We start from the raw sequence: 12,779 nt of genomic DNA, 5'->3' as shown, positions 1-12,779 counted from the left end.
AATAATAACAGCTAAAAATGAGTGATTATATTCAACTATATTCAATTGATAATATTCTAAGAACTTACAAAGAAGAGGCAGCAGATCGTCGATTAGCAATCTTTGATGTTGGTCCTGAAAATAATTATTATTTTGTCAAAAGAAAACCATATAAGTTTACGTCGCTTGGATTGATTTTAATTACAGCAGGTACTTGTGAAATCACGGTAAATTTAGAACCAACTCTGATTAAGCGTGATGATATTATCGTTGTTCTACCAGGGCAATTGTTTGAAATTATAGAGCATTCAGTCGATTTTGCTGTGCAAGCTATTTTTATTGATTCGGATTTGATTATTGAAGCTGGTTTTCATGTAAAATCGAATAATTTAGTTGAGTTTTTGTCGTCCAAGTATCCTAAAATTATTTCATTAGATAAAAAGATTGTACGAGACATGCGTTACAATTTGAATAAAATCAGTAAATACACCATTAAAAACGATAATATCTTTGCAAAAGATTTGGTGTTACATCATTTTTCGGTGTTGATGTACGAAATGGGAAATTACTACAACCAAGCTGTAATGGCTAAAAGTACAACGAAAGAAGTGAGAAAAGAAGAGTTAGCGAAGCAGTTCTTGTATTTAGTTTCAACACATTTTCGTCGTCAACGTAATGTTCAGTTTTATGCAGATGAAATGTTTATTAGTCGCAAGCATTTAACTAAAATTATTGTTGAAGTCTTTAATAAATCACCTAAACAAATTATTGCTGAAGCCATCGTATTAGAAGCAAAAGTATTGCTTAAAAACCCTAAATATAGTGTTTCGGATGTTGTAACGGAATTAAATTTTATAGATACCTCAGTTTTTAGTAAATTTTTCAAAAACTATGCAGGTGTTTCGCCTACAACTTTCGTGGCTTCAACATAAAAATTAACCTAAATCAATGTAAATGTGAAACTTTTCTAAAAACGTCTTTTTGACAAATTATTACGTTTATTTCGCTAACAAATTTGTTAAAATGGACAGACCTTTGTTGCTCAAATTTTAGTTGATGCGTCTTTTGGTAGACTGTTAATTCGTAAAATTTGGTTGAAAAGAATTTTATGGAGGTAGACTTTACAAAAAAAATATTTGCACATATTTCTGCAATTGGTGGTTATGTGCCAGAGAATAAACGAACTAATTCTGATTTAGAAAAAATTACAGATACTTCTGATGAATGGATAGTAAAAAGAACTGGAATTAAAGAACGTCGTATTTTAGAGGAAGGTTTAGCAACTTCTGATATGGCTGTTCGTGCGATTCACAATTTACTTGATACCTACAATAAAGACATCAAAGATGTTGATGCATTGATTGTTGCTACTTCTACACCAGATATGTTGATGCCTGCTACGGCAAATATTGTATGTGAAAAGTTAGGAATAGAGAATGTTTGGGCATTTGATATGAATGCTGCTTGTTCAGGTTTCTTGTATGCTTTGGATATGGGAGCTTCTTTAATAGAAAGTAATCGTTACAAAAATGTATTGGTAATTGGTGCTGATAAAATCAGTGCGTATGTTGATATTAAAGATCGTTCAACAAATATCTTATTTGGTGATGGAGCTGGAGTGGTTTGGTTAGAGCCTACAAACGAAGAGGGAATTTTAGATGCATTGTTGTTAAGCAATGGAACTGGTAAAGAGTTCTTAAATATTGAAGGTGGAGGATCTTTGTATCCAGCAAGTTCTCAATTATTGGTTGATGAGAAGCGATATATCAAACAAGATGGTAAAATTGTTTTCAAAAATGCCATTCAATCCATGAGTGATACATGTTTAAATGTTTTGAAACGCAACGATTTTACAGTTTCAGATGTAAATTGGTTGGTACCACATCAAGCAAATAAACGAATCATTGACGCCGTAGGAAACGAAATTAATATTGAGGAAGGTAAAACATTAATCAATATCGAGAATTACGGAAATACAATTGCAGCTACTATTCCGTTATGTATTTGGGAAAATACATCAAAATTAAAGAAAGGAGATTTATTGATGTTGACAGCATTTGGAGCTGGTTTCTCTTGGGGAGCAAGTTTATTGCGTTGGACAATTTAATCAATAAAAATCATATATTTTTGTTCATAAAGAACGGCAAGAAATTGTCGTTCTTTTTTTATTCTAAGCCATTAAATTCTTCACCACATTTCTTGCATTTGAACACATTTTTGTAATAAATAGGATAAACCCAAAATATGATAGAAGATAATAACGAAAGTAAGCCTTTTCCACCTTTCATCGACTTGTAATTGCTGTAATACTCATTACTTCCACATGTTGGGCAAACAATTACTTCGTCCAAATCGTTTGTGTAATTTGAAGCATCAATTTCCTTTAAAACTTTCATCGCTTTGTCAGAATCCTCTTTATTAATTTTTACTTTAACACCACCAATTGCATTAGATAAAAACTGATTCATACCAACAGAATGCTCGTCAAAAACAAATGCATCTATATTTTCACTTTCTAATTTAGAACGTAGAATATGTGCTTCGATAGGGCTTTCAAATGTTTTTAATGTAATTAGTTCCATAACAATAGTGTTAAATGTTGAGATGTATATCAGTTATAAAATTAGTTCTTTTTATCTTAATGTTTTAAATTTTCTTGAAGATGAAAAATATAGTTCGATGTTTCGTTTTAATACTCTTAATGATGTCAAATACAAATGCACAGAATCTGAAACAAGTTGCTTATAAAGATGGTTCACAAAAATTGAATGGTTTAGTAACAGATAATACAACAAAAAAATTACCTGGAGTTCTGATTTTACCTGCGTGGAAAGGGGCAGATAACGAAGCTAAACAAGCAGCTATAGATTTATCTAAAGAAGGATATATTGCATTTATTGCAGATATTTATGGCGAAGGAAATAATCCTAAAGATAATGCAGAAGCGGCTATGATAGCTGGAAAATACAAAACAGATTATATCGCGTATCAAAAACGAATAGATTTGGCGTTGAAAGAATTGATAAAAGCAGGTGCAGATCCAAGTAAAATTGCTGTAATTGGTTATTGTTTTGGTGGGACAGGAGCTTTAGAAGCTGCTCGTGGTCAGTTGCCGGTTGTTGGTGTTGTATCTATTCATGGTGGATTAGCAAAAGATCCGGCTCGTAAAAATATTTCTCTTAAAACGAAAGTTTTAGTAGAACATCCAGCTGATGACGAATCTGTAAAACCAGAAGATATTACAAATTTGGTGCTTGAAATGAACGAAGGAAAAACAGATTGGCAAATGATAACCTATGCTAATTCTAAACATACATTTACAAATCCAGAATCACCAGATTACAATAAAGTAATGGCAGATAGAGCTTGGCAACATACTTTGCTGTTCTTAAAAGAGATTTTGAAATAATTATATAAACAATTCAATCATCTCATACCAAAAAGCAGAAGTAAAAAAGCCAACAATAATACTAATTCCGATAATCAAATTGGTCAACTTGGTGTTTAGTTTAAATTGTTCTGCAATAATACTTGATGTGACAAGAGTTGGCATTGCAGCCTCGAAAATAGAGATTTTAGCCACATCACCTTTTATGCCAATTACAAGTGCTAAAAGCATAACAACAGCTGGGGCAATCATCAATTTATACACCATAGACATTGAAATTTGAGACCATAGTTTTCTCCAACCATTAAATTTTAATTGTAATCCAACCGAGAACAAAGCCAAGGGACCAACAGTTGCGGCTAATTTATCAAAGAAAGGTTCGGCTGGAGATAAATCGATAAACTGAGATAAAATCAATGCGCTTATACAACCCAAAAATGGAGGGAAGGTAAATAGACGTTTCAATATAAATTTGCTGTCTATTGCTCCAGAACCATTGCTTCCGCCTTTTAATGCCGATACGATTCCGATAGTAGATAAGCACAAGAACATGGTTTGATCACAAATAATTGCAATGCTCAAATATTGTTCACCATAAAATGCCGCAATCAAAGGAAAGCCAATAAAAGAGGTGTTGCTGTATCCACTTGCTAATTCTAATGAGCGTCGCGAACGTTCCGAATATCCTTTTGCTTTGCTGTAGAATTTCATGTAAAACAAACTTCCAACTGCTATAATGACTGTGGAAAGTATAGGAAAAAGCATTTCTTGCGACCATTCTACTTTTGGTAAATACTTAAATGAAACTGCAGGTAAAGCCAAATACAAAATCCATGTATTAATACCTTTATGTGCATCGGGATTTATAGATTTTGTGGCTTTAAAAACCATTCCAGCAATTATGCACACTGCGATTAAGATAAAATTGACCATTTTGGTGAAGAATTAAGATGCAAATTTACAATTGGATTGATAAGATCGTTTTTTAAAACGATGTTTATTTTTTATACAGTGGCAAGATTAGATATATTTAATTTATTATTATCAAAAATAACTTTAGCATAATGATAATTATTTTCCAAAATAGCTATAAATGGAGCAGGAACGATTTTAATATTCGTAGGAAACCATGTTTCTTTTATTAAATAGTTAGGCAACAATATTTTTCCTTCATCAGAACCATTTGTTCCAAATCGTTCGAAATCTCCTTTCCAAAATTTCGAAGTTGTTTTTTCTTCTAAAATTTGATTAACTTCTTTGATATCTGTTGTTGGTAAACCAATTTCAGAAATACCTAAAACAGGTAAGTTGCTGCGACTTTCGCGGTGATTAAACTCTAAATCAAGATGTGTAATAATCTCAGCAAGATTACCATTCCCGTCATAAAAATAGAATGATTTGGCATTCCAATTTTCGAAGAAAGCAAATTGATTATTCGACTCTATTTCTAAAATCTCCACTTTATTTTTCATTTGTTCGTATGTATATTCAAATTGATTTTTATCTACAAGAAAACTAAAATGATAAGTATAAGATTGATCTGATTGAATAAAAGTTAGTTTCGTCCAACCGATTTGTAGACTAAATTGAGTTTTATTTTCTTCAATCAAACGAAAATATAAGGTGTTGGTATAAAATGATTTTGTAGATTCTAAATCAGTTATAAACAGTTGTAATTCTCTTATTTTCATGAGTTGATTTTAGATAAAAATAATTTAACTTAACGAAAGAAAATATAAAGTAAGATTGATAGAATCAATTGTATGATAAATAAAATAGCTAATTTATTTTATATTCCAACAAAGCAGCATATGGATCTCCTTGTAAATGGAGAAGTTTAGCAAAAGCAGGTTCTGTTTTGTATCCATTTTTCTTGAGTTGTATGATGTTATTTTTGAACTCCTTTCCGAACTTTTCTAATACCTGCGCTTCGATCAACATATGACGATAAGCATTTTGTTCAGTAGGTTTTTTATGCTCTAAATAGATCTCAATTTCGAATGATTCAATAAAGAAATTACACGTCAAACACGCTTTATTATTACTAATTTGTTGATTGATTTTAAAATCAGTATAGGTAGAAAACTGCTCAATTAAATAACTTTCAGCCTTGTCAAAATCTATTGCTTCACCAACAATATCAATATCACTATTTTCGATATTTATTTCAATTGGAATTGTTCCTACAACAATCGGTTGATATTCATTCAGTATCTCTAAAACACGATGCGTTTTAAGTAGATGATAAACGTTTTGTTGCAGCTCATTTCCGTTTTTTAAATAGGTGATGTCGAGAAAATTGTGCATTATTTTATCCTCATCATCGTGACCAAAGAAGTAGCAGCGTGTGTTTCTTTACCTGTTTCTTCGTTTATTACATAAATCTCAGTTCGTATGGTACTAATTTTTTTACCACCTTTTATCACATACGCTTTCGATAACAAATAATCGCCCAAAGCTGGTCTCAAATAGTTAACCTTTAGCTCAACGGTTACCACATAACAATCATCCTCATAATGAGAAACTGCCGCATAACCAGACGAAACATCAACCAAAGAAGCAATCATCGCACCGTTAAACATACCATGTTTGCGCGTCATCATGTCTTGTTTTGGAATTTTGATTGATACAAAATCCGTTTCACATTCGATAAGCGATGCGTTATAAAACTTTAAAGTTTCTGAACGATTAAAACTTGCTTCGATAAGTTGTCTTTTTTCAGACGTCATAAAAAATACTTTCAACAAATATAAAGATTTGTTGAAAGTAAAATTAGGTTAAGCAGTTACGTTATTCAAGTTTTCTTCTCTGATAATTTTATTTTGATGAGACAGAATAACTTTATCTAAACCACGATAAAAGTTACCTTTGTCTACTGTAATCACTAAATTGTTTTGCGGAATTTGTTGAATAATTTTTTCATTCGGAAAATGCTGTTTGCTATTTTTAAACGTGATAAAAACATCTTGCTCTGTTAAATTTTTAATCTCATCTTCCGAAATAATTTCTACCACGTCATAAGGCAAATAAAGCTGATCATAGATATAATGAAATGTTTTAAGACGCTTTCCGTTCAGCTCTTTGCTATGTTGTAAGAAGTTACGCAAACGATGCACAATCGCATAAAAATTACCAACCAAAGGCGGTTTCGGAATATTACGCTCAAACAAACAACCATCAATTAAGCTAAGTGGTAATTTTATCGTTAATTCATCTGTTTTCGCATTATAAAGATGACGATAATCTAATCCTCTTTTCTTAAACTCTTCTACAATATGCGCTTTTAAATCAGCATTGTTAATAGGTAATTGTTGGTTAATAAACTCAACCAATTTTTCGTCAGAAATAGGAGCTAAATTAAGCTCAGAAATGTTTTGAGACATACAATAAATAGTTAAAATAAAACAATTATTGTATTTCGAGAATAGGGGATTTTTCGTTGTTTTTGGATGAACTCCCGTATTATTTTACCACCGTGGAGACTTCTCTCGGTTGGTATCGTTTTCTACGATTCGAAATACAAGGTAAAAGTACACAAAAAATCGAGAAATAGAAAATTTTACAAATAATTAAGAAAATTTTAATTGTTTGCCGAAAATTATTTTATACATTTGAATAACAAAGTAATTAAAAAATGAAGTTTACGTGCTTATATATGTCGATTCGCAAACAGGTTTGGAATATCCAGACGTGGGAATGTCATGTATACTAAAAAGAGATTTTATTTTTTAATATATTTTATAATTCCCTGTCGAGTGTCGATGGGGAATTTTTTTTGACTAAAAGAAAACAACAATTACCCATATAAAATTAAAAACAATGCAAAGTTTACAACAAGTAACAATCCCAGTTTGGCCCTTAGAGGACAATACAATTTTAAACAATGTTTCGGTAACATTTCAACTATTTGGGCTTCCATTAGGAACAGCACCAGTTATTTTGATTAATCATTCCTTACACGGAGATTCAGATTGTACCTTTCATTGGGATGGTGTCATGGGAAAAAACAAAGCGATTGATTTGAATGAGTATACGGTAATTAGTATAGATATTCCTGGAAATGGTGTTTCAGAAACCATCAAGTACGATTATATTCCACGCGATCATATCACAGCACGCGATGTGGCGGTGTTGTTTTGGTTAACGTTATTTGAGTTGGAAGTACAAGAAATTTTTGCCATTATTGGTGCAGATTTAGGTGGAGGATTAGCGTGGGAAATGGCATGTTTGTTCCCAAATAAGGTGCTCAATATTATTCCGATAGCAGCAAGTCCTAAGACAACAGATTGGTTGGTAAAAGAGCCTACTGCAAAAAGTGAGTACCTAAAATCTATTTTCTATTCAATAGATATTTCACGTAACAGAGGCGATATTTTAGAAGTTTCGCAATACATCAAATCAAAAATACATGTGATTTATGTGAAGAACGGAAATTTGTTCAATAAAGCCGAATTGAAACGTTATTACGCCAAACTGCAAGAGTTTAACAAACATGTGCAGTTTCATGAAATAGAACAAATAGAAGACAACGAATTACTAAAAGCAAACATCGATAAGGTTGAAAAAATAGTAGACGGTATCCTCGAAAAAGAGTTTATTAATAATGTCGCATAAAAACTAAAGCTCCTATGAAGGAGCTTTTTTTGATATTTTTAGGTAGTATCACACAAACTGTGTAAGAAGAAAAGTTATTCTGAAAAATTATGAGCCTTACAGCTCAAATAATTTTTCGGAGATAACTTTTTATTATTTTTAAACGTTACATAGTTATGATCGACAAAGAAGATTTATTAAACAGTAAGGATTTTTACAAGTCCTTTAAGAATGGAGAGGATTTAACATCTTTCTTCAAGGAGCTGCACAAGAAAGCAGTTGAACATATGTTGGATGCTGAACTAGATAGTCATCTAGACAATGAAAAACATGCCAGAAGCAAAGATGGAAATTATCGAAACGGACATGACTCCAAGAAAATAAAATCCGCTTTTGGTGAATCAGAAATTAAGGTTCCTCGTGATAGAAAAGGCAGTTTTGAACCTGCTTTAGTTCCTAAAAGACACAATATTATCGATGGTTTAGAAAATATTATTATTTCATTTTATGCCAAAGGAATGAGTGTTTCGGACATCGAAGAACAGATTCGCGAGATGTACGATTTTGATATTTCAACATCAACAATATCACGAATTACTAACGCTGTTGCTAGTGAAGTTGTTGCTTGGCAAAACCGACCGTTAGACGATTTATACTTGATTGTTTGGATGGATGGAATTGTTTTTAAAGTTCGAGAAAATTCAAAAGTCATCAATAAAACCATTTATTTAGCCGTTGGTTTAAACCGAGAGGGAAGAAAAGAAGTGTTAGGCATGTGGCTTGGAAAGAATGAGAGTTCCAGTTTTTGGATGAGTGTTTTGACCGATTTAAAAGCTCGTGGTGTTGAAGATATTCTCATTACAGCAACCGATAATTTGAACGGATTTACCCAGACTATTCGCTCTGTTTTTCCAGAATCGCAAACTCAAATTTGTGTAGTTCATCAGATTAGAAACGCTTGCAAATATGTGGTTTGGAAAGACAGAAAAGAGTTTTCTGCCGATATGAAACACATTTATACAGCACCCAACAAAGACGCCGCAAAAGCTGCTTTGGACGATTTTGCAACAAAATGGGAAAGTAAATATTTGTACGCCATTCAATCCTGGAGAAATAATTGGGATGAATTAACCGTATTTTTTGAATTTCCGCTAGAAATCCGTAAAATCATTTACACCACTAATTTAATTGAAAATCTAAACGGAAAAATTAGAAAATACACTAAAAATAAAATGTCATTTCCTACCGATGATGCTGTCTTAAAGTCTGTTTATCTGGCACTCAAAGAGTCCACTAAAAAATGGACTATGCCAATCCATAATTGGGGAATTGTTTTAAACCAATTTATGCTTATTTTTGAAAATAGGCTCAGATTATAAAATCTAAGCCCTAACTTTTCTACTTACACACTTGATGGGATAGTGTCTATTTTTCCACTATTTTTTCTAATTACATTTTTATAATAGTTATCCTTTTTTAATTGCGAATTAATTTGCGCGGATAATATATTTTCTATATCGTAAGCAAAAGTTCTTGCTGTGTGATTAATTGTAAATCTTATACGACCTTGATTAGGTAATAAAAATGAAGGTATATCTACATTAATATCTTTTATAGTTTCAATATTAGATATTATTACTAATTCTATTTCTTGCTTTTCCCAATGATCTTTATCTTGGAATTTAATTAGGTATGTCCAATTAAGCTTCACAGCTTCGGAGATTACGGGTTTTATTTCATTATAAGTTTCTAGTTCTGTTATTGAATTTAAAGTAACTTCAGAGTTGTCATCATAATAAATGTTAGCTAAAAATTGAATTAATCTTCCATTATTTTGTTGGGTGATTCGTTGTGTAATTAAATTATGAAAATTTTGTAAATCAGATATGTGTAACTCAAAATTTCCGTAAATTTTTTTACTTAACGATTGAGGCTTGCCCAATAAACTTTTGATGAATTCAGTAAATTCAGGACCTTCATACGGAATGGTAAGAAACCCTTTTGAAAAGTTATGTTCTTCACTTTCAGTTTTTATTGTGATTTTATTATTCATATTAATAATTTTTATAATGGTAATGTTAGTTGATGTTTTATATATCCCCCAAAGATACCAAAATCTCTTTACAAAACCCTTTATTGAAAAACTACAATCCTCCCACTTTCGGTTGTACTATTTCAGCACTTTTACCTCTCCATCTACATATTCATAATCCCAACTAGATTCTGAAAGACTAAGAGTAGGTTTCCCATCTTGGTCATATTCACTTGTTTGTATTTTACGAAAGTTATTTTTAGACAAAGATTTATAATACAAGTCTGTAAAAACACCTAAGTTTTGAAATGGGTTTTGCGATTGATCATAATTAGAGAAAGTGGTTACTTTGCGCTCTTTCTTCTTGTAATCAATGTAAGGAGGGACACTTTCATCATAAAAATCATAGTCAGCATCTCTGTAAACCAAACTATCTAAATTTCCTTTTGCATTAAAGTAAAAATCTCTACGACTTCTCAAATCATTTGTAAAATAATGATCGGTCACCAGAAAATCGATGTATTTTATCTGGTTGTTTTCATAAACATAGACATATTTTTCTGTATAGTTTGGTCTTGCCTTGTAAGTTAAAGTAGCCTCAGAAATTTGTTGACCTTTCAACTTATAAACGTGTGTATCATTCGGATATTGATACCAATCTAATTTAGAAAACTTAGTTAGGCTTGCAGTTTTATTAGTATAACTTACATTAGTTTCAAATGATTTAGAGAAGAAGGTTCTATAACCAGTCGCTATGCCAGTTTGTATCCACTCACCAATTCGTTTGGTTACTTTATTGTTTTGATATTCAAATTTTATTGTATCATATCCATCAATAGTAGCTATAAAATAACCTTTCGGATAGGCAGTAAAAGCACTATTTTCAACAGGTATTATGACATCATCTTCATTATTGCACGACCATAATAAAATAAGTGGTAATAAGTAAAGGAATTTTTTCATCGTGTTATTTTAGTTCAGTTTATTCAAAATGAATATTGAGTTTATTTCTTTCCCAAAGATATCAAAAATTTCTTATCAAACCCTTTATTGTAAAACTACAATCTTCCAAATTTCCTTCGACTCATCTTCGTGTTTTGTTCGACAATTGTTCGAGAAAAGTTGCTGTTTTCCCATACTTTGTCGAACAATCCTCGAAGCATCCTCGAACGATGGTCGAACAAGACCAAAATCGACTAAAAATGTGTTTTCTTTTTAACTATGATGAATAGGGAGTTAGCGAGGTTTTTGTTTTTACTCAAAAGTAGTATTGTTCAAAAAGCAACTGGACAAACGTGGACAAATGTGGACAAACGTGGACAATTTCGGATACAAAAAGGTGATTTTGTAAAACCTATGCTTTTACGTGCTAACTTTATGATTATTAATATTTAAAACAAGTAATTATGGCACAAATTAAAAAAGGAATCCTTGGCGGATTCTCAGGTAAAGTAGGGACAGTAGTGGGCGTAAACTGGCGTGGAAAGGACATTATACGCAGTTTACCAAAGGTAGCTAAAAGAGTGCCGAGTGATCGGCAGCTTTTACAACGATTCAAATTTAAGAAGGTGATTAGCTTTTTGCAACCTATTCGTCCTATTCTTAATCTGTATTTTGGGAACAAAACTGGCTTGTTATCGCGCTATAATGTGGCGATGTCGTACACGATAAACAATGCATTGGATGTGGTAGACGATTTACCTGTACTTGTAATGGAGCGCGTGTTGGTATCTAAGGGCGATTTGGTTGGTTTTTTACAGCCATCGATAGAATCTTCTGGTACAAATATTTTTAGTATAAATTGGGCAGATAATTCTGGTCAAGGGAATGCGAATGCTGCAGATGTTGTAAATGTTATTTGTTATTGCGAGGAATTGAATTCGTTTGAGGTGTATCAAAATATAGAAACACGCGGCGCGATGATTGTGGATATTTTGTTGTCGAATATTTACACGGGTAAAAAGGTTGACTTTTGGGCATTCTTAAATAAAGAGGGCGGTGCAATGGCGAGTACGAGTATTTATCTTGGCGAGCATACGGTGGTATAGGTGGTGTTTTTTGTTAAGCTGAATTTATTTCAGCTTCTCATTCAGTTAATAAATTATTGTGTGTGATTCTGAAACGAGTTCAGAATAATGTTAGTAGCCGCTAATTCGAGTGATTTTTGAAATGATGCATGAGTAAATTCACCAAAAATATTGTATCGAGAATAAAGTTTTTGATGATAAAGTTTTATTCTCGATGCAATTTTCTTTTGTTATAGAATCGAAAATAACTCGAATTGACGAATTTTAATTCATATAGAGAAAAGATTTCTTTTTATGATATGTAGGTTTTTGTTGTAAATATTTGGTATTTAGGTTATTGTATTGTAGATTAGTGAGTCATATTAATTTAAAAGTTCAATGAATGATGATTCATTTTTACGCAAAGATGGAGAGACATTGAAGGAAATGAGACTCCTGTTATTGGAACTGCAAAAAACGCAACTGTTTATTGTAGAAAATCAGAAATTCTATGACAATGCAGATTTAAGAAGTTTGCTTAACGTGAGTGACAGAACGTTGTATAGGTTGAGGAAAATGAATAAGATTCCTTTTTTTAAGTTGGGTAATAAATATTATTATCCGAAAGAATTTTTTAATAAACAAGCTCTTAATTAAGGGCTTTTTTTGTGCGGTAGGGTTCGTGTTCAAATGTTTTATTAATGGTTTTTACTTCTATGTTTTTTGATATTTAATGAAAAATTACGTGGTATAGGCTTTTTTGTTATATTAGCCATACTGG

16 protein-coding genes and 1 riboswitch are annotated in these 12,779 nt (G+C 31.8%); of the genes, 8 read left to right on the top strand and 8 right to left on the bottom strand.

The genetic code is table 11. The features are described from left to right. Positions 1-17: 17 nt before the first annotated feature. Both AC2I98_RS04825 and AC2I98_RS04820 read left to right on the top strand, forming a co-directional pair. Complete coding sequence (locus AC2I98_RS04825; RefSeq protein WP_486413498.1) at positions 18-911, top strand: helix-turn-helix domain-containing protein; 894 nt, start codon at positions 18-20, stop codon at positions 909-911. Positions 912-1,087: 176 nt separating this feature from the next. Next, complete coding sequence (locus tag AC2I98_RS04820) at positions 1,088-2,086, top strand: beta-ketoacyl-ACP synthase III (protein WP_486413497.1); 999 nt, start codon at positions 1,088-1,090, stop codon at positions 2,084-2,086. A 58-nt stretch (positions 2,087-2,144) separates the two neighbouring features. Here AC2I98_RS04820 and AC2I98_RS04815 read toward each other — a convergent pair whose 3' ends face one another. Further along, positions 2,145-2,561 (bottom strand): putative signal transducing protein, encoded by a 417-nt coding sequence (locus AC2I98_RS04815; RefSeq protein ID WP_486413496.1) that lies wholly within the window; start codon positions 2,559-2,561, stop codon positions 2,145-2,147. 80 nt (positions 2,562-2,641) lie between these two features. On the opposite strand from AC2I98_RS04815, the gene AC2I98_RS04810 reads away from it, so the two are divergent. Continuing rightward, entirely contained in the window at positions 2,642-3,388 is a 747-nt protein-coding gene (locus AC2I98_RS04810) for a dienelactone hydrolase family protein (protein WP_486413495.1), read from the top strand. Here the strand turns inward: AC2I98_RS04810 and AC2I98_RS04805 are convergent, their stop codons facing one another. The 5 genes from AC2I98_RS04805 to AC2I98_RS04785 all read right to left on the bottom strand — a co-directional run bounded on the left by AC2I98_RS04805 (position 3,389) and on the right by AC2I98_RS04785 (position 6,750). Next, on the bottom strand, positions 3,389-4,300 hold the full coding sequence (locus tag AC2I98_RS04805) for an AEC family transporter (protein ID WP_486413494.1): 912 nt from the start codon (positions 4,298-4,300) through the stop codon (positions 3,389-3,391). A gap of 71 nt (positions 4,301-4,371) precedes the next feature. Continuing rightward, positions 4,372-5,058 (bottom strand): VOC family protein, encoded by a 687-nt coding sequence (locus tag AC2I98_RS04800; RefSeq protein WP_486413493.1) that lies wholly within the window; start codon positions 5,056-5,058, stop codon positions 4,372-4,374. 88 nt (positions 5,059-5,146) lie between these two features. Further along, complete coding sequence (locus AC2I98_RS04795; protein ID WP_486413492.1) at positions 5,147-5,674, bottom strand: DUF4269 domain-containing protein; 528 nt, start codon at positions 5,672-5,674, stop codon at positions 5,147-5,149. After that, complete coding sequence (locus AC2I98_RS04790) at positions 5,674-6,114, bottom strand: PaaI family thioesterase (protein ID WP_486413491.1); 441 nt, start codon at positions 6,112-6,114, stop codon at positions 5,674-5,676. The genes AC2I98_RS04795 and AC2I98_RS04790 overlap by 1 nt, the downstream gene beginning before the upstream one ends. 30 nt (positions 6,115-6,144) lie before the next feature. Further along, entirely contained in the window at positions 6,145-6,750 is a 606-nt protein-coding gene (locus AC2I98_RS04785; RefSeq protein WP_486413490.1) for a hypothetical protein, read from the bottom strand. 48 nt (positions 6,751-6,798) lie between these two features. Further along, positions 6,799-6,893, bottom strand: a riboswitch (SAM-I-IV-variant riboswitch). Between the two features lie 293 nt (positions 6,894-7,186). On the opposite strand from AC2I98_RS04785, the gene AC2I98_RS04780 reads away from it, so the two are divergent. Next, positions 7,187-7,981: an alpha/beta fold hydrolase gene (locus tag AC2I98_RS04780; protein ID WP_486413489.1), complete on the top strand. Its 795-nt coding sequence runs from the start codon at positions 7,187-7,189 to the stop codon at positions 7,979-7,981. Between the two features lie 155 nt (positions 7,982-8,136). Further along, the gene (locus tag AC2I98_RS04775; RefSeq protein ID WP_486412431.1) at positions 8,137-9,339 is read left to right on the top strand and encodes an IS256 family transposase; all 1,203 of its coding nucleotides are present in this window, start codon (positions 8,137-8,139) and stop codon (positions 9,337-9,339) included. A 23-nt stretch (positions 9,340-9,362) separates the two neighbouring features. Here AC2I98_RS04775 and AC2I98_RS04770 read toward each other — a convergent pair whose 3' ends face one another. Then, complete coding sequence (locus AC2I98_RS04770) at positions 9,363-10,013, bottom strand: hypothetical protein (protein WP_486413488.1); 651 nt, start codon at positions 10,011-10,013, stop codon at positions 9,363-9,365. A gap of 117 nt (positions 10,014-10,130) precedes the next feature. After that, positions 10,131-10,955 carry a hypothetical protein gene (locus tag AC2I98_RS04765; RefSeq protein ID WP_486413487.1) on the bottom strand — a complete coding sequence of 275 codons (825 nt, stop codon included), beginning with the start codon at positions 10,953-10,955 and terminating at the stop codon, positions 10,131-10,133. A 258-nt stretch (positions 10,956-11,213) separates the two neighbouring features. On the opposite strand from AC2I98_RS04765, the gene AC2I98_RS04760 reads away from it, so the two are divergent. From AC2I98_RS04760 to AC2I98_RS04750, 3 genes are all read left to right on the top strand, one after another. After that, positions 11,214-11,387 carry a hypothetical protein gene (locus AC2I98_RS04760; RefSeq protein WP_486413486.1) on the top strand — a complete coding sequence of 58 codons (174 nt, stop codon included), beginning with the start codon at positions 11,214-11,216 and terminating at the stop codon, positions 11,385-11,387. 11 nt (positions 11,388-11,398) lie between these two features. Further along, entirely contained in the window at positions 11,399-12,040 is a 642-nt protein-coding gene (locus AC2I98_RS04755) for a DUF6266 family protein (protein ID WP_486413485.1), read from the top strand. 357 nt (positions 12,041-12,397) lie between these two features. Then, complete coding sequence (locus AC2I98_RS04750; RefSeq protein ID WP_486413484.1) at positions 12,398-12,655, top strand: helix-turn-helix domain-containing protein; 258 nt, start codon at positions 12,398-12,400, stop codon at positions 12,653-12,655. Positions 12,656-12,779 lie beyond the last annotated feature (124 nt).

The sequence above is a fragment of the Empedobacter sp. EJD.6dd genome, from assembly GCF_057369435.1.
Note: the sequence above shows the minus strand (reverse complement) of the source record. Positions and strands in the feature narration are given on the sequence as shown.

Excerpts from the sequence above, each read along its gene's own strand:
- AC2I98_RS04825 (WP_486413498.1), top strand. The coding sequence starts at position 18 with ATGAGTGATTATATTCAACTATATTCAATTGATAATATTCTAAGAACT.
- AC2I98_RS04820 (WP_486413497.1), top strand. The coding sequence starts at position 1,088 with ATGGAGGTAGACTTTACAAAAAAAATATTTGCACATATTTCTGCAATT.
- AC2I98_RS04815 (WP_486413496.1), bottom strand. The coding sequence starts at position 2,561 with ATGGAACTAATTACATTAAAAACATTTGAAAGCCCTATCGAAGCACAT.
- AC2I98_RS04810 (WP_486413495.1), top strand. The coding sequence starts at position 2,642 with ATGAAAAATATAGTTCGATGTTTCGTTTTAATACTCTTAATGATGTCA.
- AC2I98_RS04805 (WP_486413494.1), bottom strand. The coding sequence starts at position 4,300 with ATGGTCAATTTTATCTTAATCGCAGTGTGCATAATTGCTGGAATGGTT.
- AC2I98_RS04800 (WP_486413493.1), bottom strand. The coding sequence starts at position 5,058 with ATGAAAATAAGAGAATTACAACTGTTTATAACTGATTTAGAATCTACA.
- AC2I98_RS04795 (WP_486413492.1), bottom strand. The coding sequence starts at position 5,674 with ATGCACAATTTTCTCGACATCACCTATTTAAAAAACGGAAATGAGCTG.
- AC2I98_RS04785 (WP_486413490.1), bottom strand. The coding sequence starts at position 6,750 with ATGTCTCAAAACATTTCTGAGCTTAATTTAGCTCCTATTTCTGACGAA.
- AC2I98_RS04780 (WP_486413489.1), top strand. The coding sequence starts at position 7,187 with ATGCAAAGTTTACAACAAGTAACAATCCCAGTTTGGCCCTTAGAGGAC.
- AC2I98_RS04775 (WP_486412431.1), top strand. The coding sequence starts at position 8,137 with ATGATCGACAAAGAAGATTTATTAAACAGTAAGGATTTTTACAAGTCC.
- AC2I98_RS04770 (WP_486413488.1), bottom strand. The coding sequence starts at position 10,013 with ATGAATAATAAAATCACAATAAAAACTGAAAGTGAAGAACATAACTTT.
- AC2I98_RS04765 (WP_486413487.1), bottom strand. The coding sequence starts at position 10,955 with ATGAAAAAATTCCTTTACTTATTACCACTTATTTTATTATGGTCGTGC.
- AC2I98_RS04760 (WP_486413486.1), top strand. The coding sequence starts at position 11,214 with ATGATGAATAGGGAGTTAGCGAGGTTTTTGTTTTTACTCAAAAGTAGT.
- AC2I98_RS04755 (WP_486413485.1), top strand. The coding sequence starts at position 11,399 with ATGGCACAAATTAAAAAAGGAATCCTTGGCGGATTCTCAGGTAAAGTA.
- AC2I98_RS04750 (WP_486413484.1), top strand. The coding sequence starts at position 12,398 with ATGAATGATGATTCATTTTTACGCAAAGATGGAGAGACATTGAAGGAA.